The sequence below is a fragment of the Allobosea spartocytisi genome, from assembly GCF_014764685.1.
Lineage (GTDB): Bacteria > Pseudomonadota > Alphaproteobacteria > Rhizobiales > Beijerinckiaceae > Allobosea > Allobosea spartocytisi.
This window is the reverse complement of the sequence record NZ_JACXWY010000003.1, coordinates 230,047-256,490: the sequence shown is the minus strand read 5'-3', so window position 1 is coordinate 256,490 and position 26,444 is coordinate 230,047. Positions and strand designations below refer to the sequence as shown.

General features: G+C 68.9%; 25 protein-coding genes and 1 tRNA gene. 14 read left to right on the top strand and 12 right to left on the bottom strand.

Features of this window, described 5'->3' with window-relative positions; all coding sequences use genetic code 11:
- Nucleotides 1–74 precede the first annotated feature (74 nt).
- Together IED13_RS06615 and IED13_RS06610 are read right to left on the bottom strand one after the other, a co-directional pair.
- Entirely contained in the window at nt 75–983 is a 909-nt protein-coding gene (locus tag IED13_RS06615) for a ribokinase (RefSeq protein ID WP_191123731.1), read from the bottom strand.
- A complete protein-coding gene (locus IED13_RS06610) occupies nt 980–1,876 on the bottom strand; it encodes a 2-dehydro-3-deoxygalactonokinase (RefSeq protein ID WP_191123730.1) in 897 nt (298 codons plus the stop codon). Before IED13_RS06610 ends, IED13_RS06615 begins: the two co-directional genes overlap by 4 nt.
- A 72-nt stretch (nt 1,877–1,948) precedes the next feature.
- Between IED13_RS06610 and IED13_RS06605 the strand changes: the two genes are divergently transcribed.
- On the top strand, nt 1,949–2,914 hold the full coding sequence (locus tag IED13_RS06605; protein WP_191123729.1) for an aldose epimerase family protein: 966 nt from the start codon (nt 1,949–1,951) through the stop codon (nt 2,912–2,914).
- Here IED13_RS06605 and IED13_RS06600 read toward each other — a convergent pair.
- From IED13_RS06600 to trpA, 6 genes are all read right to left on the bottom strand, one after another.
- On the bottom strand, nt 2,899–3,582 hold the full coding sequence (locus IED13_RS06600) for a L,D-transpeptidase (protein WP_191123728.1): 684 nt from the start codon (nt 3,580–3,582) through the stop codon (nt 2,899–2,901). The genes IED13_RS06605 and IED13_RS06600 overlap by 16 nt on opposite strands.
- Before the next feature lie 134 nt (nt 3,583–3,716).
- A complete protein-coding gene (locus tag IED13_RS06595; protein WP_191123727.1) occupies nt 3,717–4,559 on the bottom strand; it encodes an aldo/keto reductase in 843 nt (280 codons plus the stop codon).
- Nucleotides 4,560–4,579: 20 nt separating this feature from the next.
- On the bottom strand, nt 4,580–4,999 hold the full coding sequence (locus IED13_RS06590) for a hypothetical protein (protein ID WP_191123726.1): 420 nt from the start codon (nt 4,997–4,999) through the stop codon (nt 4,580–4,582).
- Between the two features lie 48 nt (nt 5,000–5,047).
- Nucleotides 5,048–6,370, bottom strand: a complete 1,323-nt coding sequence (locus IED13_RS06585; RefSeq protein WP_113252745.1) for a bifunctional folylpolyglutamate synthase/dihydrofolate synthase — start codon at nt 6,368–6,370, stop codon at nt 5,048–5,050.
- A 28-nt stretch (nt 6,371–6,398) separates the two neighbouring features.
- Nucleotides 6,399–7,307: an acetyl-CoA carboxylase, carboxyltransferase subunit beta gene (gene accD, locus IED13_RS06580; protein WP_113252744.1), complete on the bottom strand. Its 909-nt coding sequence runs from the start codon at nt 7,305–7,307 to the stop codon at nt 6,399–6,401.
- Nucleotides 7,308–7,401: 94 nt separating this feature from the next.
- On the bottom strand, nt 7,402–8,247 hold the full coding sequence (gene trpA / locus IED13_RS06575) for a tryptophan synthase subunit alpha (protein ID WP_038365238.1): 846 nt from the start codon (nt 8,245–8,247) through the stop codon (nt 7,402–7,404).
- A 156-nt stretch (nt 8,248–8,403) separates the two neighbouring features.
- On the opposite strand from trpA, the gene IED13_RS06570 reads away from it, so the two are divergent.
- Nucleotides 8,404–9,285, top strand: coding sequence for an alpha/beta fold hydrolase (locus IED13_RS06570; protein WP_112762482.1), 882 nt, complete (start codon nt 8,404–8,406; stop codon nt 9,283–9,285).
- A 64-nt stretch (nt 9,286–9,349) separates the two neighbouring features.
- Nucleotides 9,350–11,854 (top strand): ATP-dependent helicase HrpB, encoded by a 2,505-nt coding sequence (gene hrpB / locus IED13_RS06565; RefSeq protein ID WP_191123725.1) that lies wholly within the window; start codon nt 9,350–9,352, stop codon nt 11,852–11,854.
- A gap of 142 nt (nt 11,855–11,996) precedes the next feature.
- Here hrpB and IED13_RS06560 read toward each other — a convergent pair whose 3' ends face one another.
- From IED13_RS06560 to aroA, 3 genes are all read right to left on the bottom strand, one after another.
- Nucleotides 11,997–12,803 carry a DUF1194 domain-containing protein gene (locus IED13_RS06560; RefSeq protein WP_038365230.1) on the bottom strand — a complete coding sequence of 269 codons (807 nt, stop codon included), beginning with the start codon at nt 12,801–12,803 and terminating at the stop codon, nt 11,997–11,999.
- Nucleotides 12,804–12,927: 124 nt separating this feature from the next.
- On the bottom strand, nt 12,928–13,575 hold the full coding sequence (gene cmk / locus IED13_RS06555; RefSeq protein WP_113252742.1) for a (d)CMP kinase: 648 nt from the start codon (nt 13,573–13,575) through the stop codon (nt 12,928–12,930).
- Nucleotides 13,572–14,915 carry a 3-phosphoshikimate 1-carboxyvinyltransferase gene (aroA, locus tag IED13_RS06550; RefSeq protein ID WP_191123724.1) on the bottom strand — a complete coding sequence of 448 codons (1,344 nt, stop codon included), beginning with the start codon at nt 14,913–14,915 and terminating at the stop codon, nt 13,572–13,574. Before aroA ends, cmk begins: the two co-directional genes overlap by 4 nt.
- A 226-nt stretch (nt 14,916–15,141) precedes the next feature.
- Between aroA and IED13_RS06545 the strand changes: the two genes are divergently transcribed.
- From IED13_RS06545 to IED13_RS06500, 10 genes are all read left to right on the top strand, one after another.
- Nucleotides 15,142–15,546, top strand: a complete 405-nt coding sequence (locus IED13_RS06545) for a TIGR02300 family protein (protein WP_038364845.1) — start codon at nt 15,142–15,144, stop codon at nt 15,544–15,546.
- Nucleotides 15,547–15,713: 167 nt separating this feature from the next.
- Nucleotides 15,714–15,789, top strand: a tRNA-Ala gene (locus IED13_RS06540).
- Between the two features lie 900 nt (nt 15,790–16,689).
- Nucleotides 16,690–16,779, top strand: coding sequence for a K(+)-transporting ATPase subunit F (locus IED13_RS06535; RefSeq protein WP_038364842.1), 90 nt, complete (start codon nt 16,690–16,692; stop codon nt 16,777–16,779).
- 30 nt (nt 16,780–16,809) lie between these two features.
- The gene (gene kdpA, locus IED13_RS06530) at nt 16,810–18,513 is read left to right on the top strand and encodes a potassium-transporting ATPase subunit KdpA (protein ID WP_191123723.1); all 1,704 of its coding nucleotides are present in this window, start codon (nt 16,810–16,812) and stop codon (nt 18,511–18,513) included.
- A gap of 10 nt (nt 18,514–18,523) precedes the next feature.
- Nucleotides 18,524–18,700 (top strand): hypothetical protein, encoded by a 177-nt coding sequence (locus IED13_RS06525; protein WP_191123722.1) that lies wholly within the window; start codon nt 18,524–18,526, stop codon nt 18,698–18,700.
- A 30-nt stretch (nt 18,701–18,730) separates the two neighbouring features.
- Nucleotides 18,731–20,794, top strand: a complete 2,064-nt coding sequence (kdpB, locus tag IED13_RS06520) for a potassium-transporting ATPase subunit KdpB (RefSeq protein ID WP_191123721.1) — start codon at nt 18,731–18,733, stop codon at nt 20,792–20,794.
- A 12-nt stretch (nt 20,795–20,806) separates the two neighbouring features.
- Entirely contained in the window at nt 20,807–21,412 is a 606-nt protein-coding gene (locus IED13_RS06515; RefSeq protein WP_191123720.1) for a K(+)-transporting ATPase subunit C, read from the top strand.
- Nucleotides 21,413–21,461: 49 nt separating this feature from the next.
- Nucleotides 21,462–24,167, top strand: a complete 2,706-nt coding sequence (locus IED13_RS06510) for a sensor histidine kinase (protein ID WP_191123719.1) — start codon at nt 21,462–21,464, stop codon at nt 24,165–24,167.
- Nucleotides 24,164–24,856 carry a response regulator transcription factor gene (locus IED13_RS06505; RefSeq protein ID WP_191123718.1) on the top strand — a complete coding sequence of 231 codons (693 nt, stop codon included), beginning with the start codon at nt 24,164–24,166 and terminating at the stop codon, nt 24,854–24,856. The genes IED13_RS06510 and IED13_RS06505 overlap by 4 nt, the downstream gene beginning before the upstream one ends.
- A 40-nt stretch (nt 24,857–24,896) precedes the next feature.
- A complete protein-coding gene (locus IED13_RS06500; RefSeq protein WP_191123717.1) occupies nt 24,897–25,343 on the top strand; it encodes a PTS sugar transporter subunit IIA in 447 nt (148 codons plus the stop codon).
- Between the two features lie 21 nt (nt 25,344–25,364).
- Here the strand turns inward: IED13_RS06500 and IED13_RS06495 are convergent, their stop codons facing one another.
- Nucleotides 25,365–25,592, bottom strand: coding sequence for a helix-turn-helix domain-containing protein (locus IED13_RS06495; protein WP_038364826.1), 228 nt, complete (start codon nt 25,590–25,592; stop codon nt 25,365–25,367).
- Between the two features lie 235 nt (nt 25,593–25,827).
- Here IED13_RS06495 and IED13_RS06490 point away from each other — a divergent pair, with 235 nt between their 5' ends.
- Entirely contained in the window at nt 25,828–26,271 is a 444-nt protein-coding gene (locus IED13_RS06490) for a hypothetical protein (RefSeq protein ID WP_156115986.1), read from the top strand.
- Nucleotides 26,272–26,444 lie beyond the last annotated feature (173 nt).

Genomic DNA, 26,444 nt, shown 5'->3' with positions numbered 1-26,444 from the left:
AGCCGCGAAATCGGCGGAAATCGCGAATGGAGCGCGCCTTTGTCGCCGTCAGGCTTAACCCGGGCTTACCGCATTCATAGAAAGGACTGCCCGACGAGCGTGGCGATCTCCTCGGCGCGCGGGATGCTCGGCTGCGCGCCGGCCCGCGTGCAGGCGAGCGACCCGGCCGCCAGCCCGCGCTGCAGCGCGCCCGAGAGCCCATAGCCGGCCGCCAGCGCGGCGGCGAAGGCGCCGGTGAAGCTGTCCCCCGCCGCGACCGTGTCGACGACCGTGACGCGGGGCGCTTCGAGGCGCCGCCGCACCCCGCTTTGCCAGCCGACGACGCCGGCAGCGCCCAAGGTGGCGATGCCGATGATGCCGCGTTCGGCATCGAGGCGCTGGGCGATGGCGTCGGGGTCGCGTTCGGGCCAGCCGAGGGACTGCGCGAGGACGAGCGCTTCATGCTCGTTGACGATCAGGATGTCGACGAGATCGAGCAGCGCCGGTGCGGGCGCCCCGGCCGGTGCGAGGTTGAGGATGACGCGGCCACCCGCGTGCTTCATCAGCCGCGCGGCCTCGAGGCAGCCATCCTCCGGCACCTCCCGCTGCAGCAGCAGGATGTCCTCGGACCCCAGGGTCATCTGTCTCAGGGCGTCGGGGCTGGCCTGCGCATTGGCGCCCGCGGCGACGATGATCTGATTGGCGCCCTCGCTGTCGATGGCTATGAAGGCCGCGCCGGTCGGCGCATCGACCTGCGCGACATAAGCGAGGTCGACGCCGTCGGCGGCCAGCAGGGACAGGGCCGTTTCACCGAAGCCGTCCCGGCCGGTCGCTCCGACCATGGTGACGGCGGCGCCGGCACGCCGCGCTGCCAGCGCCTGGTTGGCGCCCTTGCCGCCGGGGTGGACCGCGTAATCCGGCCCGAGCACCGTCTCGCCGGCGCCGGGCAGGCGCTCAACCGTGGTGACCAGGTCGATATTGATCGAACCGAAGACGAGGATCATCGGGTGAGGCCTGCTGCGAGGCGCCGCACGCCGGCGACGAAGGCGGCTTCCGGCGCCGTGACGACGGCCGCGATGCCCGCCGCTGCGAGCCCGGCGCCATAGCTCTCCGCCATGACGCCGTCCGCGACGAGATGGATGTGGTTGGCGGCGCCGAACAGCGCCTGCGCCCCGGCGATCTCCTGCGCCACCAGCAGCGAGGAGAGGAACGGCCCGACCTCGCCGCCCTTCATCCGGCCGGCGAGCACCTCGGTCCGGGCGCCGAAGGCGGCGTTGAGCAGGCCGGCGGGCCGCTTCGCCGCGGCAAAGCCGCGTGCGGCTCCGTTGTTGGCGTCGTCACCGGCGGGCTCCTCGGCAAGCCGCGCGAGGATCGACTGGTTGCGCAGCAGCCCATAGATCTCGCCGGTCATGAAGCTGGCGAAACGCGTGATCCGCCCGCCCTTGACCTCCGCCCATTTCGAATGGGTTCCCGGCAGGCAGGCAAGCCCGTCCGTGAGACCGAGCCCGACGACCAGCGTCTCCTCGCCGCGCATCACGTCGAAGCTGCCATCGTCGCAGCTCAGCCCCGGCAGGATCGTCGCATGGGTGCCCGCGGTGAGTTCCACGGCGATGCCGGCGGCGGCGATCGCCTCAGGCGAGGCCGGGCAGGCGACATAGGGCGCCTCGACCCAGCCATTGCGGCTGCCGACCATGCCGGCCAGCACGATCGCCGCCTCGGGCGCGGCGCGCCGGAGATCGCCCGCGAGCGCCTCGAAAGCCGCCGGATAGCCACCTGCCGGCACGGACTGGATGCCCTGATCGGCCATGCGTCGCATCGCGACCTCACCGGCTTCGGAGATCAGGAAGGCGCGCGCGCGGGTTGTGCCCCAGTCGAGCGCGATCAGTGGTTTGGGCATGGCAGGCTCCAGAAGGGAGCGCAATGTCCTCGCGGCGCGAGGCCCGGTCAAGAGCCCCATGGCGAGACTTGTATGCCGATCGCCATGGCGCGAATCTCCATCGCGCATTCCCTGATTCTGGACATCCCGATGCTCGAGCTCGAAGCCGCCGGCCTTAAGGCCATGATCGTTCCGGAGGCGGGCGGCATCGTCTCCCGTCTCGACTGGCTTGGGCCGGACGGGCGCCAGCATCCCCTGCTGAGGCCGTCCAGCGACGCGCCGCTTTCGACGGCCTCGCCCATCTTCTCCGGCACATGGGCGTTACTGCCCTTCGCCAATCGCGCCTTCGGGAGCGTGGTCGACGATGGCGAGCGGCGTTTCCTCGTCCCGTCCAACGATCCGGGAGGCGGCGGTACGATCCACGGCTTCGGCTGGCAGGCGAACTGGCAGGTGCTGCGGTATGACCGCAGCCATACCGTGCTCGAACACCGCCGCACCGACGGCCCCGACCCCTATCGTTACCGGGCCCGGCAGGAGATTTCACTCGGCCGGGACGGTATGACCATTCGCCTGTCGATCGAGAACGAGGCGGACACGGCACTCCCTTACGGAATCGGGCACCATCCCTGGTTTCCCTGCGCCGCGGATACGCGCCTCGTCATGCGGGCCGCCGGCGCGCTCGTCTTCGGCGAAGCCTTCCGCGCGACCGGGCAGCAGAGTTTCGATGATGGCGGACCCTATGTCGCGCCAAAACCCTTTCGCCGCGACGAGGTCACCGCCTGGAGCTTTCTCGACTGGGACGGGACGGCGCGGATCGAGACGCCCTCGACCGGCCTCGCGGTCACGCTGACCGCGAGCGAGAGCCTGAACTGCCCGGTGGTCTGGGCCCCGGCGGGCGCGGATTTCCTCTGCGTCGAGCCGCAGAGCCACGCCATCGGCGCGCCGAGCGAGCCGGCGGCCCGCACTGCTGCGCCGCTGAAGCGGCTTCAGCCGGGCGAGACGCTGGAAGGCTGGTTGCGGATCGCGCCCGAGGCGCTCGCGCCTCAACGCCAACCGTAACCGTAGCCGCTCGGATAATAGGGCTGATAGCCATAGGCGTCGGCGGGGATGGCGGGCCGCAGCATGATCTGGCCGCGTGCCGCTTCCCAGCCATGGCTCCCGCCCCGCCGCGCCGTGGCGACGGCCGGGCTGCGCTGCGTCTTGGCCTTGGCGACCTTCGCCTTGCTGCCGCCGAGCTTGGCGACATGGGCGGCCTTGGCCTTGTGCGTGGAGGCCTTGGCGAAGCGCGAGAGATTGTCGGGCGCGGCGCCGTTGAGCGCGATGCGCGTCTGGCTCGCGCCATATTTCTTCACAAGCGCGAAGAGCTTGGCGGCGTTGGCCGGATGCAGCCGGATGCAGCCATGCGAGGCCGGGCGGCCGAGCGCGGCGATCGAGGTCGTGCCGTGGATGGCATAGCCGCCGCGGAAGAACACGGCATGGGGCATCGCGCCGCCATATTTGCGCGAATACCAGTTCTTTTCGAGGCGCGTCGGCCGGTAGACGCCGTTCGGCGACCGGAAGCCCGTTCGCCCTGACGAGATCTTCCAGTCGTAGGTTTCGCCACTGGGAGCGGTCACCGTCATCCGCTGCGCGGCGATGTCGACCTTCACATCGACGCCGGCCTGGGCTTTGGCGGCACCGAAAACGGACAGGAACAGAACGGCAAGAATGCCCAGAAAGCGACGCATGGCCGAGACTCCGAAAACGCAACAACTGTCGAGCGGGCGTTCGCGGGCTCTGTGACGGCCTTGCCCTTGACTCTAGGAAAGCGCGGGCAGGCAGGCCTGTAAAGCGATAAGGCGGATCGTGGTTTCCAGCGCCCTCAGATCATCGGCAACGAGGATGGTTTGCGCCCGCGCGGGAAGGCGGCATCGATCCGGGCGACGTCGCTTTCCGACAGGGTGAGATTCAGCGCGCCGGCATTGTCCTCGACATGGGCGACGCTGCCGGCCTTCGGGATGGCGAAGACGGCGGGCCTTCGCGTCAGGAAGGCGAGCGCGACTTGGCGGGGCGTTGCGCCATGCGCTTGCGCGATCTCGGCCAGCACCTTGCCCTGCGCGCTGCCCGGTTCCGGAAAGTCGTGATGGCCGAAGGGGCTGTAGGCGGTGACGGCGACGCCGCGCCGCTCGCACCACGGAATGACGGCGTGCTCGATGGCGCGCTCGCGCAGGTGATAGAGCACCTGGTTGCAGGCAATCTTGCCCTTGCCGGCGGCGGCCAGCGCCTCGTCGAGATCGTCCTCGTCGAAATTGCTGACACCCCAGGACAGGATCTTGCCCTCCTGCTTCAGCGCCTCGAAGGCAGCGAAGGTCTCCGCCAGGGGATGCGGCCCGCGCCAGTGCAGCAGGTAGCAGTCGAGCCGGTCGGTCTTCAGATGTTGCAGCGAGCGTTCGCAGGCGGCGCGCACGCCCTGCCGCGAGGCGTTGTGCGGCAGCACCTTCGAGACGAGGAAGACCTCATCGCGCCGCCCGGCGATGGCCTCACCGATGATCGCCTCCGAACGGCCGTCGCCATACATCTCGGCGGTGTCGATATGGCTCAGCCCGAGATCGAGCCCGCGCCTGAGCGCCGCGATGGCCGCGCGCCGGTCGCCCTGCTCGATATACCAGCTTCCCTGGCCAATGGTGGAAACGGCCGGTCCGCCGGCTCCGAAGCTGCGCTGCATGGGGGACCGCCTTTCGCTGTTCAGTAGACCTCGACCTTGAACCGCGCCTGGCGGATCTCGCCGTCATTGTAGCGCACGCGCACGCCGAAGCCGTCCGGGCCGCGATAACCGGGCCGTCCCGTGTACTCGAAGGCGAGCGAGGGGCCGAGCTTGCCGTCGCAGTGCTGATGGTCTCCCGGCCCGTATTCGGCCTTGGCGTTTTTCGTCGCCATCCGGACCTTTCCGTGAACGGGCGGCTCGGTCAGCACGCCCGTCGGGCGTTTCACCGGGCGGCAGTGCTCGTCCATCGTCATATAGGTCTGCCGCAGGAAGGTCGGCTTGCCGGCCGCCACGCGTTCGGCGCCTTCCTCGGACGCGGTCGTGCCGCCGGAGGTGACGCAGCCGCCGAGCAGGCCGCAGAGAAATGTCGCGGCCAGGATCGTCAGACCGGGAATGGGCATGGATGTTTCCTCAGCGGCAGTGCAGGGCCGACCTTCCCCTGTGGCGGCTCAAGCCGGCAGCGTGCCATTGGCCGAAAGCACCTCGCCGGCCAGATAGAGCGAGCCGCAGATCAGGATGCGCGGCGGCGCGGGCCAATCGCTGGCGGCGATCGTTCGCAGCGCCTGCTCGACGGAGCTGGCGGTCTCGGCCGGCAGGCCCGCGCCGCGCGCGGCCTCCGCGACCTCCTCGGCCGGGCGGGCGGCGAGCGAGTTCTGGATCGGCACGGCGTAGAGCATCTGGGCCAGGCCCTTGAAATGGCCGAGCGTGGCAGCGGCGTCCTTGGTCGAGAGCAGGCCCGCGATCATCACCAGCGGCGCCGGGTTGCGGTCGGCGAGATCGGCCATGGCCTGCGCCAGCACGCGCCCGCCATCGGGATTGTGCCCGCCATCGAGCCAGAGCTCGGCGCGTTCCGGCACCAGCGCGGCGAGATGTCCCCGTGCCAGCCGCTGCAAGCGCGCCGGCCAGTCGGCGTTGCGCATGCCGTCCTCGAAGGCGCGTGTGGGCAGCCCGCCATAGCCGGCGGCGCGCAGGGCCGCGATCGCCGTGCCGGCATTGATGTGCTGATGGCGCCCGGCCAGACGGGGCAGCGGCAGGTCGAGCAGACCGTCCTGATCCTCGTAGACCAGTCGCCCGCCGGCTTCGTGGACGTTGAAGTCCTGCGCGCCGATCAGGATCTTCGAGGCGCCGGCCCGTTCGGCCGCAGCTTCCAGCACCGCGGTCGGTTCCGGCTCCTGCGGGGCGATCACGGCAGGCGCCCCGCGCTTGAAGATACCGGCCTTCTCGCCGGCGATCTTGGTCACGGTGTCGCCGAGATATTCGGAATGGTCGAGCGAGACCGGCGTCACCACCGTGCAGGCCGGATGGGCGATGACGTTGGTGGCGTCGAAGCGACCGCCGAGCCCGACCTCGAGCAGCAGCACGTCGGCCGGATGCTCGGCGAAGAGCAGCAGCCCCGCGGCCGTCGTCATCTCGAAGAAGGTGATCGGATCGCCGGCATTGACGGCCTCGCAGCGCTCCAGCGCCTCGACCAGCGTGTTCTCTTCCACGAAGCGCCCGCCGCCGGGCGCGCCCAGCCGAATGCGCTCATGGAAGCGCACCAGATGCGGCGAGATGTAGACATGCACCGACAGGCCCGCCGCCTCGAGGATCGCCCGCATGAAGGCGATGGTCGAGCCCTTGCCGTTGGTGCCGGCGACATGGATCACCGGCGGCAGCTTTTTCTGGGGATCGCCCAGCCGCTCCAGCAGGGTGAGGATGCGGCCGAGCGAAAGGTCGATCAGCTTGGGATGCAGCGCCATGAAGCGCGCGAGCAGCGTGTCGGAAGACCCCATGATGCGCGCGCCCTCGGTCGAACGAGCCTCAGACCGCCTCGGCGACCGGCTGCGGCGGCAGAGCCGGTGCGGCTTTGCCGGTTTCGCCCGCAGGCTGCTTCATCAGCAGGCGGCCGAGGCGCGAGAGCGTCTCCGGCAGGTCGCGGCGATGCACGACCATGTCGACCATGCCGTGGTCCTTGAGATATTCCGAGCGCTGGAAGCCGTCCGGCAGCTTTTCGCGGATCGTCTGCTCGATCACGCGCGGCCCGGCGAAGCCGATCAGCGCGCCGGGCTCCGCGATGTGGATATCGCCGAGCATCGCGTAGGAGGCGGTGACGCCGCCGGTGGTCGGATTGGTCAGCACCACGAAATAGGGCAGGCCTGCCGCGCGCAGGCGCCGGATCGCGACGGTGGTGCGCGGCAATTGCATCAGCGAGAGGATGCCTTCCTGCATGCGCGCTCCGCCGGAGGCGGCGAAGACGACATAGGGCGTCTTCTTCTCAAGGGCCGTCTCGGCGCCCTTGATGAAGGCCTCGCCGGCCGCCATACCGAGCGAACCGCCCATGAAGTGGAAATCCTGCGCGGCGATGGTCATCGGCAGGCCCTTGACCCGGCCATAGCCGACCTTGAAGGCGTCCTGTGCGCCGGTCTTGGCGCGGGCATCCTTCAGCCGGTCGACATAGCGCTTCTCGTCGCGGAACTTGAGCGGGTCGATCGCGACCTCGGGCAGGGCGACATCGAGCCACTTGCCTTCGTCGAAGGTCAGCCGCAGCCGCTCCGGCGCGGTGACGCGCATATGATGCTCGGAGCCGGGGATGACGTAGCCATTGGCCTCGACATCCTTATGGAAGACCATCTGCCCGGAATCCGGGCATTTGATCCAGAGATTTTCCGGCGTTTCGCGCTTGAACAGCGTCTTGATGCGCGGCCGGACGACTTCGGAAATCCAGTTCATCGGATCATCCCTGATGGGCCTTCGGCGGCATGCGCCGTCAGGCGAGAGATGGGGATTGGCTTTTCGCCGGCAAAGGCCCGGCGTGCAAGCCCGTTCACGCGGCCTTCGCCACCGAGCGCACGCCTTGCGCGAGTTCGGCGACCAGCGAGGTGACAGCCGAAACGGTCTTTTCCGTGGCCTTGCCCTCGGCGTCGAGCGAAAGTCGGACGCGCTCCACAAGCGCCGAACCGACGACGACGCCGTCCGCGCTCTTGGCGATGGTGGCGGCGTCAGTCGCGGTCTTCACGCCGAAGCCGACCGCAACCGGCAGGCCAGTGTGGCGCTTGATGCGGGTGACGGCATCGCCCACCGCGCCGTAATCGGCGATGGCGCCGCCGGTCACGCCGGTCATCGAGACGTAGTAGACGAAGCCCGAGGTGTTCTGCAGCACCTTGGGCAGGCGCTTGTCGTCGGTCGTCGGCGTGGCCAAGCGGATGAAGGATACGCCGGCCTTGAGCGCCGGCAGGCAGAGCTCGGAATCCTCCTCCGGCGGCAGGTCGACGACGATCAGCCCGTCGACGCCGACACGGCGCGCCTCGGCCAGGAAGGCCTCGACGCCATAGACCCAGATCGGATTGTAGTAGCCCATCAGCACGATCGGCGTGTCATGGCCGGCCTTGCGGAAGCTCTCGACCATGGCGAGCGTCTTGCGCAAGGTCTGCCCGGCCTTGAGCGCGCGCTGCCCGGCGAGCTGGACCGGCACGCCGTCTGCCATCGGATCCGTGAAGGGCACGCCGAGCTCGATCACATCGGCGCCGGCCGCGGGGAGGGCGGCGAGAATGGCGCTCGCGGTCTCGAAATCGGGGTCGCCTGCCGTGACGAAGGTCACGAGCGCAGCCCGCCCCTCGCGGGCGCAGGTCTGGAAGCGGTTCTGGATGCGGGTCTGGCCGGTCTCAGTCATGAGGTCAGCGGTTAGCATGACGCGCGCGGGCTGGCGAGTGGCTCTCTCGCCCTCACCTCGCCGCATGCCGGATCCGGGGGCGCAGCCTTGCTTTCGGCTGGCGCGCATGATCGCTTGGGGGAGGGCGCCACAAAGCCGGATCACGTCGTTTCCATCATGCTCGAACATCGCACCATCCGCATCGCGGCGGACTTACGTCTGCATGCGGTTTTCGCCGGGCCCGAGCACGGGGAGACCGTGCTGCTGTTGCATGGTTGGCCGCAGACCTCCCATGCCTGGCGCAAGGTCATCCCCCTGCTTGCGGCAGCGGGATTTCGCGTCATTGCTCCGGATCTGCGTGGTTTCGGTGACAGCAGCAAGCCGGAAGGCATTCATTCCAAGCTGGTCGTGGCGGGTGACCTCGTGGCGATGCTCGATCGTCTCGGCATCGCGACGGCCTGGATCGTCGGTCACGATCTCGGCGGCCAGGTCGCCTATCCCTTGGCCGCCAATTGGCCCCAGCGGACGCGCGGGCTCGTCTTCATCGAATCGGGCCTGCCGGGCTTCGGGCAGGAACGGGCGATGGATGTGGCAAATGGCGGAAGCTGGCATTTTGGCTTCAACCGCGCCGGGGACATTGCCGAGGAACTCGTGCGCGGCCGGGAGCATCTCTTCATCAAGGCGATGATCCGCCGCGAGAACGTGGGCACTTTCGATCCGACGAGCATCACCGAGGAGGATATCGGCCATTACGCCCGCGCCGCGGCCGCGCCGGGTGGCCTGCGGGGAATGTTCGCGCATTACCGCGCCTTGATCCCCCAGGACCGGGACGACAATCTCAGGCTCGGCGCATCGCCCCTGCTCTGTCCGGTGCTGGCCGTGGGTGGCGACCATGGCTATGGCGAGGCAGCCCTGAACACGATGAAACGCGTCGCGACGGAGCCCGAGGGCGCCATCATCAAGGATTGCGGGCATTATGTGCCGGAAGAACGTCCGCGCGAGCTCGTCGAGACCATGGTGAGCTTCTTCGCGCGCCGTCAGGACCGCGCTGCGGATTGATCCTGCGGGCCGGAAGCCGCGATCCGCTTGCGTGCGGGCCGCGGCTGCGCCACATCGGCCGGACATGCGCGCCTTCGACCAAGCCCTGCCCATCGATGCCGTCCTCGACGACCTCGCCGCATCCTTGCGCGCACGGCCGAATGTCGTGCTGGTCGCCCCGCCCGGCGCCGGCAAGACGACGCGCGTGCCGCTTGCCTTGCTCGACGAGCCTTGGACGAAGGGCGGCAAGCTCATCCTGCTCGAACCGCGCCGTCTGGCGGCGCGCGGCGCGGCGAACCGGATGGCGCAGACGCTCGGCGAGCAGGTCGGCGAGACCGTCGGCCTGCGCGTGCGCCTCGGCTCCAGGATCGGCCCGAAGACGCGCATCGAGGTCGTGACCGAAGGCGTCTTTGCCCGGATGATCCTCGACGATCCCGCGCTCGACGGCGTCGCCGCCGTGCTCTTCGACGAATTCCACGAGCGCTCGCTCGATGCCGATTTCGGCCTCGCCCTGGCGCTCGATGCGCAAGGCGGCCTGCGCGAGGACCTGCGAATCCTCGTGATGTCCGCGACTCTCGACGGCGCCCGCGTCGCGAAACTGCTGGGCGATGCCCCGGTGATCGAAAGCGAGGGCCGCGCCTACCCCATCGAGACGCGCTATCGCAGCCGCGACCCGCTGAAGCGCATCGAGGATCAGGTCACCGAAACCGTGCTGCTGGCGCTGAATGAGCAACCCGGCTCGCAGCTCGTCTTCCTGCCGGGGCAGGGCGAGATCCGCCGCGTCGAGGAGCGCCTGCGCGAAAGGCTGCGCGATCCGGCTGTCGAGATCGCTCCGCTCTACGGCGCGCTCGACCAGCGCGAGCAGGACCGGGCCGTGCTGCCGGCGCCTGCGGGCAGGCGCAAGGTCGTGCTCGCCACGGCGATCGCCGAGACGTCGCTGACCATCGAGGGCGTACGCGTCGTGATCGATTCCGGCCTCGCCCGCATACCCGTCTACGAGCCCGATATCGGCGTGACGCGACTGGAGACGCGCCGCGTCAGCCGCGCCGCCGCCGACCAGCGTCGTGGCCGCGCCGGCCGCACCGAGCCGGGAATCTGCTATCGTCTCTGGGAGGAGGCCGCGACGGGCGCGCTCGAACCCTTCGCCCGGCCTGAAATTCTGTCCGCCGATCTGAGCCCGTTGTTGCTCGACTGCGCCGCCTGGGGCGTCGCCGACCCGACGACGCTGGCCTTCCTCGATCCGCCGCCCGCGCCCGCCCTCAAGGAGGCGCGCGGTCTTCTGGAGGCGGTCGGCGCGCTCGATGCGGATGGGCGCATCACGCCGGACGGTCGCGCCTTGCAGGCCCTGCCCTTGCCGCCCCGCCTCGCGCGCATGGTCATAGCCGCCGCCCGCTTCGGGCAAGCCGGCGCCGCCGCCGATCTCGCCGCCGTGCTGGTCGAGCGCGGCCTCGGTGGCGATGCGATCGATCTGGCCGAGCGGCTGGAGCGCTTTTCCCGCGAGCGCGGCGGCCGGGCCGGCGATATGCGCCGTCTGGCGGAGGGCTGGGCCCGCACCGCCGAACGCCATGCCCGGACGGACAAGGCTCTGGCGGGCGAGCCGCTCTCGCCCGGCCTCCTGCTCGCCTTCGCCTATCCCGACCGGGTCGCCAAGGCGCGTGCGCCGGGTTCCGGCCAGTATCTCCTCGCCAATGGCCGCGGCGGCGCGCTCGAAGCATCGCAGCGCCTGGCGCGCGAATCTTACATCGTCGTCGCGGAGATGACGGGGTCGGCGCAGCAGGCCCGGATCATGGCCGCCGCAGCGATCGGCGAAGCGGAAATCGGCATGCTCGTCGGCCATGGCCTCGCGCCCTACGCCATCACCGAGCGCGAGGAGGCGAGCTTCGACCGGGCCGCCCGCGCCTTGCGGGTACGAGCTGTGCGCCGTTACGGCGCGCTCGCTTTGGCGGAACGCCCCTTGCCCGTCGCCGGGACGCTTGAGAATGCTGGGGCGCTGGCGAAAGGCATCGCCGCGCTGGGCATCGGCCTGCTGCCCTGGACGAAGGGGCAGAATCAGTTGCGCGAGCGTGTCGCCTTCCTGCGCAAGGCCGAAGCCGAGCAGGGCTGGCCCGATCTCTCCGACGAAGGGCTCGCGCAGAATCCCGAAGACTGGCTCGCGCCGCATATCCTCGGCCGTGCCTCGCTCGCGGCGATCCAGCCGGCCGATCTCGATTCGGCGCTGGCGGGCCTCGTCCCCTGGGAGCTGAAGCGCCGGCTCGATGCCGAGGCCCCGACGCATTTCACCGCCCCGACCGGCTCCTCTTTCGCCGTGGACTACGCGGCCGAGGCCGGGCCGACGATTTCGGTGCGCGTTCAGGAGCTCTATGGGCTGGCGAGCCATCCGGCGCTGGCCGGCGGGCGCGTGCCGCTGGTCCTCGAATTGCTTTCGCCCGCGCATCGGCCGATCCAGGTGACGCGTGACCTGCCCGGCTTCTGGCGCGGCTCATGGGCGGCGGTGAAATCGGAGATGAAGGGCCGCTATCCCCGCCATCTCTGGCCCGACGACCCGGCGGGCGCAGCGCCGACCACGCGGGCCAAGCCACGGGGGACGTGAGCAGGCGGATGAGGGGTCTCATGACCCTACATCGTCATTGCGAGCGCAGCGAAGCAATCCAGGGGACTGGGCTCGACCCCTCATCCGTCTCGGCTGCGCCGAGCCACCTTCTCCCGCAAGGGGAGAAGGGAAGCGGGACCCTTCAATTCCCCATCCGGTCGCGCCATTGCCGTTCCCCGGCAAGGCAGGTCGACGGGTCGCCGGCCTGCGCCTTCTGGACCGTTGCATCCGGCGGCACGGCTGCGATCTCGCGCAAGAGCTTGGTGCGCGTCGCCTCGACGAACTGGTGCTTCTCGCGGATCGGGATGACGAAGGCGCCGATGCCGGTGACGACGCAGTCCTTGTAGTAGACGTCGAGATTGTCGATGTCGAAATAGCCCGCCTGTTTCAGCATCACCGGCAGGCCGTTGATCGCGATGCCCTTGGCGCCGGCCTCGTCGCGCGCGGCGGTGACGGGGCGCCCGTCATTGTTGGCGCCGTCGCCGGAGATGTCGATGACGCGGCGCATCGCGGTGACGTTGGACTGTTCGAGCAGTTGCACGCCGAGATCGATCGCCCCCGAGATCGAGGTGCGCCGGCCGCGCCGCGTCGGCGCCTCGCCGAGCTCCTCCGCGAAGGCATTGGCGGCGGCCGGGCCGTCGATGATCTTCCAGGGCCGCACGATGTGCTGGAAATTGCCGCCGGCCCATTCGAAATAGGTCACGGCGATCTTGCCGATCGCGCCATTGCTGATGGCGTCCTGCAGCGGCTTGGAGCGGAAGGCCTCGATATAGCCGTTGCGCTGCAAGGCGAGCTCGTCGAGATCCATCGAATAGGAAATGTCGACCGCCAGCACGAGTGCGACGTCGACCTCCTCGGGCGGCGCATTTGCCGGCTGCGCATTCGGCGCGGCCTGGCTCCACAGCGCCGCCGCAGCCAGACCTGAGAGACCGTACAGCCAGCGCCGCATCGCCACCTCCGCCATCCCGTCGCGGTGGCGAGTGTGCGCCGGCTTCTCGACGAGGCCAAGGCTGAAAAGCCGGCTTTCAGGCCTGTTTAGATAGCAATCTCGCGAGAACGGGCGGGAAAGCGCCTCAGGCCACGCGTCGCCGCTCGACGATGCCGATGGCGGCGGCGACCACCTCTTCGACGGTCAAGGCGGAGGTGTCGAGAATGACCGCGTCCTCGGCCGCCTTCAGCGGCGCGTCGCTGCGGCCCGAATCGCGCGCATCGCGGCGGCGGATATCGGCGAGGATGCTTTCGAAGGCGACATCCTCGCCCCGGCCGAGGAGCTCCTTGTGGCGCCGCGCCGCGCGCACCTCCGGCGTCGCGGTGACGAAGAGCTTGGCGGGAGCGTCCGGGCAGATCACCGTGCCGATGTCGCGCCCGTCGAGCACGGCTCCGCCCGGCTGCGCGGCGAAGCGCCGCTGCCGGGCGAGCAGCCCCGCCCGCACCGCCGGCATCGCCGCGACGACGGAAGCCGCCTCGCCGATCTCGCCGCCGCGCAGGCGCTCCTCCGGAAAACCGGTCTCGTCGAAGCTGCCGACGAGGTGCTCGGCCGCCGCCGCGTCATGGATGTCGTGCCCGGCATCGAGCATGGCGCGCGCCACCATGCGGTAGAGCAGGCCGGTATCGAGGCAGGGCAGGCCGTAATGGGCGGCGAGCCGCTTCGCCAGCGTGCCCTTGCCCGATGCGGCGGGGCCGTCCACGGCGATGACGAGGTCGCCCGTGGCTGGCTTCATCCGATCCGGCCTCCGAGACCGTTCATCAGAGCGGTGAAGCTCGGGAAGCTCGTCGCGATCATCAGACCGTCATCGACCACGACGGGGTTCTGGGTCGCAAGGCCCATCACCAGGAAGCTCATCGCGATGCGGTGGTCGAGATGGGTCGCGATCGGCCCGCCGCCGCGCACGGGCGCGCCGCCCGAGCCCTCGACGATCAGATCGTCGCCCTCGATCCAGCAGGTCACGCCGGCAGCCTTCAGCCCGGCCTCGACTGCGGCGAGGCGGTCGGATTCCTTGACGCGCAATTCCTGCAGGCCGCGCATCCGCGTCGTGCCGGTGGCGAAGGCGGCTGCGACCGCCAGCACCGGATATTCGTCGATCATCGAAGGCGCGCGTTCCGGCGGCACCGTCACGCCCTTGAGCTGCGAGCCGCGCACGCGCAGGTCTGCGACGGTCTCGCCGCCTTCATTGGCCTCGCGCTCGACCGTGATGTCGGCGCCCATCTCGATCAGCGTCGTCAGCAGGCCGGAGCGCAGCGGATTGGTCATCACGCTTTCGAGCAGGATGTCGGAGCCGGGCACGATCAGCCCCGCCACCAGCGGGAAGGCGGCGGAGGAGGGGTCGGCCGGCACGACGATCGGCGCCGCCTGCAATTCGGGCTGGCCCTTCAGCACGATGCGTCTGCCATGCGCGCCGTCCGGCGTCACCGTGATCTCGGCGCCGAAATGGGCCAGCATCTTCTCGGTGTGGTCGCGCGTCGCCTCCGCCTCGATCACCGTGGTCTCGCCGGGCGCGGCAAGCGCCGCGAGCAGCACTGCCGATTTGATCTGCGCCGAGGCGACCGGGGGAGCGTAGACGATCGGGATCGCCTCCTTCGGGCCGCGCAGGGTCAGCGGCACGCGGCCGCCCTCCTGCTGCGAGACGACGACGGTGCCCATCTGCTCGAGCGGGTCGAGGATGCGCCGCATCGGCCGCTTGCGCAGCGAGGCGTCGCCGTCGAAGGTCGTGGTGATCGGATGCGAGCCGCAGACGCCCATCATCAGGCGCGAGCCTGTGCCGGCATTGCCGAAGTCGAGGATATCCGCCGGCTGGTGCAGGCCGCCGACGCCGACACCCTGGACGCGCCAGGCGCCCGGCCCGTCATGGTGGACGACGGCGCCGAGCGCGCGTGCGGCGGCGGCGGTGCGCATCACATCCTCGCCTTCGAGCAGGCCGCTCACCTTCGTCTCGCCGATGGCCAGGAGGCCGAAGATCATCGCCCGGTGGGAAATCGATTTGTCGCCGGGCACGCGGACGCGGCCCTTGAGCGGGCTCCCAGCGCGGGCGGTGACGGGGACGGGGTCATGGTCGTGGGACACGGGGTCGGAATCTCTGCGCTTTGGGCCAAACGAGCTGCGCGCCCGCCCTAGCATGCCCGTGCGAGCCGCGCCAATGCGCGCGTCCGGGGGCGCGCAGAGGCTCTGGAAAACGCATTGGACTTGCGCGGGGTGATCACATCGCGCAAATCAGCATTTGACAGCGCCGTCCGCCCCGATTAACGGACGCGCCTGCTTTTCAGAACATGATGGTTGAAGGTCCGACGCAGTGGCGAAACCGGAACTCGGAACGAAGCGCGTTTGCCCGGTCACGGGGCGCAAGTTCTACGATTTGAACAAGGACCCTATCGTCTCCCCCTATACCGGGCAGGCGTATCCGCGCGCGATGTTCGAGCCGCAGGCCAAGGCGGCTGCGGCCGTGGCGGCGAAGCCGGCAGAGGATGAGGACGAGGTCGAGGTCGCCGATGGCGCGGTCGAGCTCGTCTCGCTCGAGGATGCCGACGCCGAGGCGAGCGAGAAGGACGTCGTCGTCACCAGCGAGGACGACATCGAGGTCGAGGACGACATCGTCGCCGACGACGATGACGACACCTTCCTGGAAGAGGACGAGGAAGGCGACGACGATGTTTCCGATCTGATCGACGGCGACATCGAGGGCGACGAGGACAACTGATCCACAGCCTTCAAAAAAGATGACGGCAAGGCGACATTAGGCGCTTGTGTCTTCAGCCCGGGCCGCCTATAGAGCGCTGCGTCGCCGGCAGGCGGCCCGGACGGAACCGCCGAGGCGGTTTGAATAAAGTCCGATTGACGGCCGATCCCAACTCGGTCGTCTCGTGTGGGGCCATAGCTCAGTTGGGAGAGCGCTTGAATGGCATTCAAGAGGTCGGCGGTTCGATTCCGCCTGGCTCCACCATCTCTTCCTTCACGGAAGACGGCAGATCACCGCAACCGGCCCCGCAAAGGCCGGTTTTTTGCTGTCCTCGTGTCAGGAGCGTTCGCAGGCCGCCACTGGGAGCCAGGACGATCATCCCTATCCTAGATCGGCCTGAAGAGCGCTCGCGCCAAGCGTGATTCGGCCAAGGCCCAGCTCCGCGGTATCGACCCGTCTGCGCGGTCTCGGCATCATTGCCCCGCGACGGCTTCGCAGGCGCCTCATCTGCAAACGACGCCCTGCCCCCTCATCGTGCAGGACGAGGTCATCTGATTGTCGGCACGGGATGGCTGAAAGTCGTTGGCGCCTTGAGGCGCCTGGGGTTGGCCTCCCCACTCCATCGGAGCGCTCTGCTCCGGGCCGGGGAACACGAACCCTCCGCACCCCGTCAGGAGCAGGCAGCACGCGACTGCGAAAAGCTTCTTCATGTTGCACCGCCTCGCAAGGGACTGTCTGGGATCGTGCGACAGATGGCGCTCATCATACCGCGCGCATCGCCTTTCGATAGGGATGATGCGGAGGGTCTGCTCCGCGCGGACGATCGTGCCCGGCTCGGGACGTATCGGCCGATGCCGGCGCCCGGCGGGCCTCTTGCGCACGGCGAGCCGCGGAATTCCTATAAGATTCCTATATTGAGACGCGCCCGCCCGTCTCGAACGGCTATGCCGGCCTCACGATAATCCCCTGCACGGTCGATCCGTCTGCCCACGCCCCTTTCCGCTGGAAAGCAGGCGCGGCGGCAGCCGGGGTTCGCCCGCAATGCCTCGGCCAAAGGGACCACGGCAATGGATATCGTCATGATCGGGCTGGGCCTGGCCTTCTTCGCCGCCTCCCTCGCCTATGTCGCCGCCTGCGACGCACTTTGAGTCGGGGAACCGCGCCATGATCCTCGACTACCTCCTCGGTGGGGCCGTGACCGCGATTCTGCTGGTCTACCTCACCTATGCGCTGCTCCGCCCCGAGCGGTTCTGACCGCGCTCGGCGCCACCGGAAGCTTTTGCCATGACTCTCTACGGCTGGATCCAGATCCTCGTCTTCTGCGCGCTCGTCGTCGCGCTGACCAAGCCGCTCGGCGGCTATATGACGCGCGTCTTCAACGGCGAGCGCACTGTCCTCTCGCCGCTGTTCGCGCCGGTCGAACGCGGGCTTTATGCCTTGGCCGGCACGCATGGGCGCGAGGAGCAGCATTGGAGCGGCTACGCCGTCGCGCTGCTGCTGTTCAACCTCGCCGGCCTGTTGCTGCTCTACGGGCTGCAGCGCGTCCAGGCTGGGTTGCCGCTGAACCCGGACGGCATGGCGACGGTCGCCCCCGATCTCGCCTTCAACACCGCCGTGAGCTTCGTGACCAACACGAACTGGCAGAACTACGGCGGCGAGAGCACGATGTCCTATCTGACGCAGATGCTCGGCCTCACCGTGCAGAACTTCGTTTCGGCGGCGACCGGCATCGCGATCGCGGTGGCGCTGATTCGCGGCTTCGCCCGCGCCTCGGCCAAGACGGTCGGCAGCTTCTGGGTCGATCTGACCCGCGCCATCCTCTACGTCCTCCTGCCGCTCTGCGTGGTGCTGACGCTGGCCTATGTCGCGCTGGGCATGCCTCAGACGCTCGACGCCGCCGTCACGGCGACGACGCTCGAAGGCGCGCAGCAGACGATCGCGCGCGGCCCCGTCGCCTCGCAGGTCGCGATCAAGATGCTCGGCACCAATGGCGGCGGCTTCTTCAACGCCAATGCCGCCCATCCCTTCGAGAATCCCGACGCCATCTCGAACATGCTCCAGATGGTCTCGATCTTCGCGATCGGCGCGGCCCTCACCAATGTCTTCGGCCGCATGGTCGGCAATGAGCGCCAGGGCTGGGCGATCCTCGCCGCGATGGGCACGCTGTTCATCGCCGGCGTCATCGTCTGCTACTGGGCCGAGGCCGCCGGCAACCCGCTCGTTCAGGCGCTCGGCCTGCAGGGCGGTAATTTCGAGGGCAAGGAGATGCGCTTCGGCATCCCGCTCTCGGCGCTCTTCGCGGTCGTCACCACCGCGGCCTCCTGCGGCGCGGTCAATGCCATGCATGGCAGCTTCACCGCGCTCGGCGGCCTGATCCCGCTGATAAACATGGAGCTCGGCGAGGTCATCGTCGGCGGCGTCGGCGCCGGCTTCTACGGCATCGTGCTCTTCGTCGTGCTGGCGATCTTCGTCGCCGGGCTGATGGTCGGCCGCACGCCGGAATATCTCGGCAAGAAGATCGAGGCCAAGGAGGTCAAGATGGCGATGCTCGCCGTGCTCTGCCTGCCGGCCGGCATGCTGACCTTCACCGCCATCTCCGCGGTGTTGCCGGGCGCCGTCGCCAGCGTCGGCAATAGCGGGCCGCACGGCTTCTCCGAAATCCTCTACGCCTACACCTCGGCGGCGGCGAACAACGGCTCGGCCTTCGCCAGCCTCTCGGCCAACACGCTCTGGTACAACCTCACCCTGGGCATCACCATGCTGGTCGGGCGCTTCCTGGTCATCGTGCCTGCGCTCGCCATCGCCGGCTCGCTCGCCGCGAAGAAGTCGGTGCCCGCCTCCGCCGGCACCTTCCCGACGGACGGCCCGCTCTTCGTCGGGCTGCTCGTCGGCGTCATCGTGATCGTCGGCGGCCTGACCTTCTTCCCGGCGCTGGCGGTCGGCCCGATCGTCGAGCATCTGGCGATGCTCGCCGGGCAGAGCTTCTGAGGAGGCCGCCATGTCGAGCTGTCTTCGCAATCTGCGCCGCGATGCCCTGCCGCCCCACCGTGCCGACGGCGCGGGAGCCGGCAAGGCAGGGCCACGCTCTTCCACCCTCATCCTCGCCGTCACGGCCGGGCTCGCGCTCTTCGTGCTGGTCGCCCGGGCGCTGGCCGCACTGCTTGCCGGCGCCTGACCGGCAGCCCCTTCTTCGCTGGAGTCTCTCATGAGCCAGTCCAAATCCGCGAGCCTGATCGAAGCCCGCATCCTCGTGCCGGCGCTGGGCGACGCCCTCCGCAAGCTCGATCCGCGCAGCCTCGCCCGCAATCCGGTGATGTTCGTCGTCGCCGTGGTGTCGCTGCTCACCACCATCCTTTTCCTCCGGGACCTCGTCACCGGCGGCAGCCATCTCGGCTTTTCCTTCCAGATCGTGATCTGGCTGTGGTTCACCGTGCTCTTCGCCAATTTCGCGGAAGCGGTCGCGGAAGGGCGAGGCAAGGCGCAGGCGGATTCGTTGCGCAAGACCCGCGCGGAAACGCAGGCCAAGCTGCTTTCGGGCGAGGATCGCAGCCAGTTCCGGCTCGTGCCCGGCACCTCGCTCAAGGTCGGCGATGTCGTGCTGGTCGAGGCCGGCGACATCATCCCCTCGGATGGCGAGGTCATCGAGGGCGTCGCCTCGGTCAACGAGGCCGCGATCACCGGCGAATCCGCTCCCGTCATCCGTGAATCCGGCGGCGACCGCTCGGCCGTGACCGGCGGCACGCAGGTGCTCTCGGACTGGATCCGCGTGCGCATCACCGCGGCCGCCGGCTCGACCTTCATCGACCGCATGATCGCGCTGGTCGAGGGCGCCGAGCGCCAGAAGACGCCCAACGAGATCGCGCTCAACATCCTGCTCGCCGGCATGACGCTGATCTTCGTGCTCGCCACCGCGACGATCCCGAGCTTCGCCGCCTATGCCGGGGGCTATATCCCGGTCGTGGTGCTGGTCGCGCTGTTCGTGACGCTGATCCCGACCACCATCGGGGCGCTGCTCTCGGCCATCGGCATCGCCGGCATGGACCGGCTCGTGCGCTTCAACGTGCTCGCCATGTCCGGCCGCGCCGTCGAGGCCGCCGGCGACGTGGATACGCTGCTGCTCGACAAGACCGGCACGATCACGCTCGGCAACCGCCAGGCGACGGAGTTCAAGCCGGTCTCCGGCGTCAGCGAGCAGGAGCTTGCGGACGCCGCCCAGATCGCCTCGCTCGCCGACGAGACGCCGGAGGGCCGCTCGATCGTCGTGCTCGCCAAGGAGAAATACGGCATCCGCGCCCGTGACATGGGCGCCCTCCATGCCAGCTTCGTGCCCTTCACCGCGCAGAGCCGGATGAGCGGCGTCGATCTCGAAGGCTCGCAGATCCGCAAGGGCGCCGTCGATGCCGTGCTGAACCATGTCGAGGCCGGCGCCATCGGGTCGCGCCCGGCGGCCGGCGTGGTGCGCGAGGTCCAGGCCAGTGCCGCCGAGATCGCCAAGGCCGGCGGCACCCCGCTCGCCGTGGCGAAGGATGGGCGCCTGCTCGGCGTCATCCACCTCAAGGACATCGTCAAGGGCGGCGTCCGCGAGCGCTTCGCGGAACTGCGCCGCATGGGCATCCGCACCGTGATGATCACCGGCGACAACCCGATGACCGCCGCCGCCATCGCGGCCGAGGCCGGCGTCGACGATTTCCTCGCCCAGGCCACGCCGGAGAACAAGCTCACTTTGATCCGAGAGGAGCAGGCCAAGGGCAAGCTCGTCGCCATGTGCGGCGACGGCACCAACGATGCGCCGGCGCTGGCGCAGGCCGATGTCGGCGTCGCCATGAACACCGGCACGGTCGCGGCGCGCGAGGCCGGCAACATGGTCGATCTCGACTCGGACCCGACCAAGCTCATCGAGATCGTCGAGATCGGCAAGCAGCTCCTGATGACGCGCGGCGCCCTGACCACCTTCTCGATCGCCAACGACGTCGCCAAGTACTTCGCCATCATCCCGGCGATGTTCCTGGCCTTCTATCCGCAGCTCGGCGCGCTCAACATCATGGGTTTGCAGACGCCCCAGAGCGCCATCCTGTCGGCCATCATCTTCAACGCGCTGATCATCGTCGCGCTGATCCCGCTGGCGCTGAAGGGCGTGAAGTACCGGGCCGTCGGCGCCGGCGCTTTGCTCAGCCGCAACCTGCTCGTCTACGGGCTCGGCGGGCTCGTCGTGCCCTTCATCGGCATCAAGGCCATCGACATGGCCGTGACCGCGCTGCACCTCGTCTAAGGAGCCGCCACCATGCTCAAGCAGATCCGCCCCGCTCTGGTGATGATCCTCGCCCTCACGGCGATCACCGGCCTCGTCTATCCGCTGGCGATGACCGGCATCGCCCAGATCGTCTTCCCACGCCAGGCCAATGGCAGCCTGATCGAGAAGGACGGCAAGATCGTCGGCTCCAGCCTGATCGGCCAGAATTTCACCGGCGAGCGCTATTTCCACGGCCGCCCCTCGGCGACGGTCGCGACCGATCCGGCCGACAGCACGAAGACCATCGACGCGCCCTACAACGCCGCAAGCTCCGGCGGTTCCAATCTCGGCCCGACCAGCCAGAAGCTGGTCGAGCGCATCAAGGCCGATGCCGAGAAGCTCAAGGCCGAGAATCCCGGCGCCCCGGTGCCGATGGATCTGGTGACGACCTCGGGCAGCGGGCTCGACCCGCATATCTCGCCGCAGGCCGCCTATTTCCAGGTCGCCCGCGTCGCCAAGGCACGCAATGCCGACCCTGCGGGCATCAAGGCGCTGGTCGATGCCCATGTCGAACCGCGCAAGCTCGGCTTCCTCGGCGAGCCCGTCGTCAACGTGCTCGCGCTCAACCTCGCCCTCGACGGCGCCGCTTCGCGCTGACACAAAGGCAATGGCGGCTCCCGCTCCGCCATTGCCCCGCGATACCGACATGCCAACCGCCGAGAATCATCGCGAGATCAGGGCCAGGCCCTCGCCCGAGGCGCTGCTCGAAAGCGCCCGGCGGGAGGGGCGCGGCCGCCTGAAGATCTTCCTCGGCGCGGCGCCGGGCGTCGGCAAGACCTATGAGATGCTGACCTCCGGCAGGGCCCGGAAGGCCGAGGGCATCGATGTCGTCATCGGCATCGTCGAAACCCATGGCCGCAAGGAGACGCAAGGGCTGGTCGACGGCTTCGAGATCGTCCCGCGCCGGAGCGTCGACTACAAGGGCCGCGCGCTCGAGGAGATGGATCTCGATGCCATCCTGGCCCGGCGGCCGGCGCTCGTGCTGGTCGACGAGCTCGCACACACCAATGTCCCCGGCAGCCGCCATCCGAAGCGCCATCTCGATGTCGAGGAACTGCTCTCGCAGGGCATCGACGTCTACACCACGCTGAACATCCAGCATGTCGAGAGCCTGAACGACGTGGTCGCGCAGATCACCCGCATCCGGGTGCGCGAAACCGTGCCGGATTCGGTTCTCGACCGCGCCGACGATATCGAGGTCATCGACCTGACCCCGGCCGACCTGATCAGGCGGCTCCAGGAGGGCAAGGTCTATCTCGGCAATACGGCCCGGCGCGCCATCGAGAACTACTTCTCGCCCGGCAACCTGACGGCCCTGCGCGAGCTGGCGCTACGCCGCACAGCGCAACGGGTCGACGAGCAACTGCTCAGCCATATGCAGAGACATGCGATCCCCGGCCCCTGGGCGGCGGGGGACCGCATCCTCGTCTGCATCGATGACGGTGCCGGTTCCGCCGCCCTGGTCCGCCTCGCCAAGCGCCAGGCCGACCGGCTGCGCGCGCCCTGGAGCGCGCTCTATGTCGAGACGCCGCGCGCCGCCGCGCTGACGGAAGCGGCCAAGACGCGTGTGGCCGGCGCGTTGCGGCTCGCCGAGCAGCTCGGCGGCGAGGCGGTCACGCTGCCCGGCCAGGACGTCGCCGGCGAGATCATTCGCCATGCGGCGGCGAACAATGTCACGCAGATCGTCGTCGGCAAGCCGGCCAAGCCGCGCTGGCGCGAGTTTTTCAGCGGCTCGGTCTCGCATGACCTGATCCGCCGCGCCGGCGACATCAGCGTGCATGTCGTCTCGGTCGCGGAAGGCGAGAAGGACGCCCGCCCGCTCGCAGCCGACGGCCCGCGCCCGTTCAGCCTGCGGCCCTATCTCGGCGTGGTCGTTTCGGTGGCCATCGCGCTCGGCGTCGCCGAATTGCTCAGCCAGGTTATGGACCTTCGCAATATCGCGCTGGTCTTCCTGATGAGCGTGCTGATCTCGGCCGTGACCGGCGGCTTCTGGCCGGCGCTCCTCGCTTCGGTCCTGAGCGCGCTGGCGCTGAATTTCTTCTTCATCCCCCCGCTCTACACCCTGACGATCAACGACCCGGAGAACGCGGTCGCGCTGGCCTTCTTCCTGCTCGTCGCGGTGATTGCGAGCAACCTCACCGCGCGCGTCCAGCGCCAGGCCGATGCCGCCCGCCAGCGCGCCCGCACCACGGAGGATCTCTATCTCTTCTCCAAGAAGCTCGCCGGCACGGGCACGCTCGACGACGTGCTCTGGGCGAGCGCCTTCCAGATCGCCTCGATGCTGCGGGTGCGCGTCGTGATCCTCATGCCCGAGGAGGGCTCTCTCGCGGTCCGCGCCGGCTATCCGCCCGACGACACGCTGGTCGATGCCGATATCGCCGCGGCGCGCTGGGCCTGGGAGCATAACCGTCCGGCCGGGCGCGGCGCCGATACGCTGCCCGGCGCGAAGCGCTTCTATCTGCCGTTGCGCACGGGGCGGACCGCTGTCGGCGTGATCGGCCTCGACGACGACCGGGAAGGCCCGCTGCTGACGCCCGAGCAGCAGCGCCTGCTCGATGCGCTGGCCGATCAGGCAGCCGTCGCCATCGAGCGCATCCAGCTCGTCGCCGATGTCGACCGGGCCAGGCTCGCAGCCGAGGCCGACCGCCTGCGCTCGGCGCTGTTGACCTCGATCTCGCACGATCTCAAGACGCCGCTGGCCTCGATCATGGGCGCCGCCGGCACCTTGCGCGACTATCGCAACGCCTTGCCGGAGGACGACCGCGCGGCCCTGCTCGCGACCGTGATCGACGAATCCGAACGTCTCAACCGCTTCATCGCCAATCTGCTCGACATGACCAAGATCGAATCCGGCGCGATGGAGCCGAATGCGGCGCCGGTGGATGTGGCCGAGGTGGTCGGCAGCGCGCTGCGCCGCGCCGCGAAGATCACCGCCGGCCATCGCGTCGAGACCGGGCTTCCCGAAGATTTGCCGATGCTCAGGCTCGATCCCGTGCTGTTCGAGCAGGTGCTGTTCAACCTCGTCGACAACGCCGCCAAATACGCGCCGGCCGGCAGCACGATCGCGATCAGCGCCCGGCAGGATGACGGCGCGGTCGCCATCGAGGTCGCCGACGAAGGCCCGGGCCTGCCGCCCTCCGACCTGGAGCGCGTCTTCGACAGCTTCTACCGGGTCAGGAAGGGCGACCAGGTTCGCGCCGGCACCGGGCTCGGCCTCTCCATCTGCCGCGGTTTCGTCGAGGCGATGGGTGGCACGATCAAGGCCGGCAACCGGCAGGACCGCATGGGCGCGGTCTTCACGATCCGGATGCCCAGCGAGGCGCGGCAGGACAGGTTGGAGCCGCTGACATGACGACATCGGATATCGAGGTTCTGGTCGTCGACGACGAGCCGGCGATCCGCCGCCTGCTGCGCGTCGGCCTCTCGACCGAGGGCTATGCCATCCGCGAGGCCGCCACGGCGCGCGAGGCGATCGAGCGAATCGCGGAGCAATTGCCCGATCTCGTCGTCCTCGATCTCGGCCTGCCGGACATGCCCGGCCAGGAGCTGCTGCGGAGATGGCGGGAGGAGGCGCTGGCGCTGCCGATCGTGATCCTGTCGAGCCGCACCGACGAGGCCGGCATCGTCGAGGCGCTCGAGAACGGTGCCGACGACTACGTCACCAAGCCTTTCGGCATGAAGGAGCTCGCGGCGCGGCTGCGGGTCGCGCTGCGTCACAAGCTGCAGCAGCAGGGCGAGAAGCCGATCTTCCAGACCGGCGAGCTCTCGGTCGATCTGGTCAAGCGCATCGTCAGGCTGGGCGACAGGGAGGTGAAGCTTTCGCCGAAGGAGTACGATATCCTGCGCATCCTCGTGCAGCATGCCGGCAAGGTGCTGACCCACCAATATCTGATGAAGCAGGTCTGGGGCGCTTCGGCCGACGTGCAGTATCTGCGGGTCTATGTCCGGCAGCTCAGACAGAAGATCGAGCGCGTACCCGACCAGCCGCAATACATCACCACCGAAACCGGCGTCGGCTATCGCCTGCGCGAGGCGGAGTGAGCCGGCCTCCGGCCCGCCCGAACGTGACGAAGACCAAAGCATGACCCCGTCCGACATCATCCTCCCACGCTCCATCATCGCGCTTTCGGCGCGCTCGAAGGGCGCGCTGCTGCAGGCGCTCGCGCGAACGGCCGCCGAACAGCTCGCGCTGCCGCAGGCCGCCATTCTCGATGCGCTGATCCGGCGCGAGGCTCTCGGATCGACCGGGGTCGGCGGCGGGGTCGCCATGCCGCATGCGCCCGTTCCGGGGCTGGAGCAGCCTTTCGGCCTGCTGGTGCGTCTCGAACGGCCGGTTGCCTATGAGGCGATCGATGGCCGGCCGGTCGATCTCGTCTGCCTCGTGCTGACGCCCGAGAACGGCGGCAAAGGGCGGATCGACGCGCTCGCCTGCATCGCGCGGCGGCTGCGCTCGCCGGAGGCTTGCGATCGGATTCGCGGCGCCGCGAGCAGCGAAGACATTTATGCCATGCTGCTGGAGGGAAGCTGACGGAAAGGCGCGGCGGCGCCGTTACGAGGCCGCACCCTGCGGCGGTTCCGGCACGTCGTAGCCTTCGGCGGCGTAGAGGTTGATCTTGTTGCGCAAGGTGCGAATGGCGATGCCGAGCAGATTCGCGGCATGGGTCCTGTTCCCATCCGTTTCCCGCAAGGTCGCCAGAATCAGATCCCTTTCCACCTCCGCAACCGGCAAGCCGACAAGTTGGTCCATGACGGCCTGCTCATGTTCGAGGTCGTGCATTTGATCGTCCTTTCCGAGCCCCCAGAAGCCCCGCCGGACAGGTCAAGGGGAGGACGACGTGGTTAAGAAATCGTAAATCCATGCCGTGACGGGGCCTCAGCCCCGATGGCGCCGTGCCTTCCGGGGCTCCGCGGATGGGGTCTCCACGCATCGATTTGTCGGCATGGGATCGAAATGCCCACTCGCGCGTTGAGTCGTCGGCGCTGCTACCGGCGCGCGGAATAGGACGATGACGATGATCAGACAGACAGCAGTTTCCTTGGCCGCCATGATGATGCTGGCCACGCCGGCACTGGCGCAGCAGCGCAATCTCGGTCCCTCGACCGGCACGGTGCGGATCGAGCAGGTGCAGGCCGGCTTCATCGCCGGCGGCGAGGCCGGTGGCGGCACGCTGCGCTATCATGGCCGCTCCTATCCGATCACGGTCGGCGGCCTCGGCGTCGGCACGGTCGGCGCCTCCAAGACGACCGCCTCGGGCACCGTCTACGGGCTGCAGCGGGTCGGCGACTTCGCCGGGGCCTATGTCCAGCTCAAGGAGGGCTGGGCCGTCGGCGACCAGGGCCGCGGCACGGTCTGGCTGCGCAACGACAAGGGCGTGACCCTGCGCCTCGCCACGCGTCGGCAGGGCTTGCAGCTCTCGCTCGGCGCCGACGGTGTCCTGATCGGCTTCAAGCAGTAGAGCCCGTTGATTTGGACGGAGCCACGCGGTGGTCATCCCGGGCTTGACCCGGGATCCATGCCGGAGCGCTTCCGATCAAGGCTCAGGCATGGATTCCGGATCTCCGCTTCGCTGCGTCCGGAATGACGCTGCTTTTTGTAAAAACACGGCACGTTCCAGCAAGGGCACTGCGC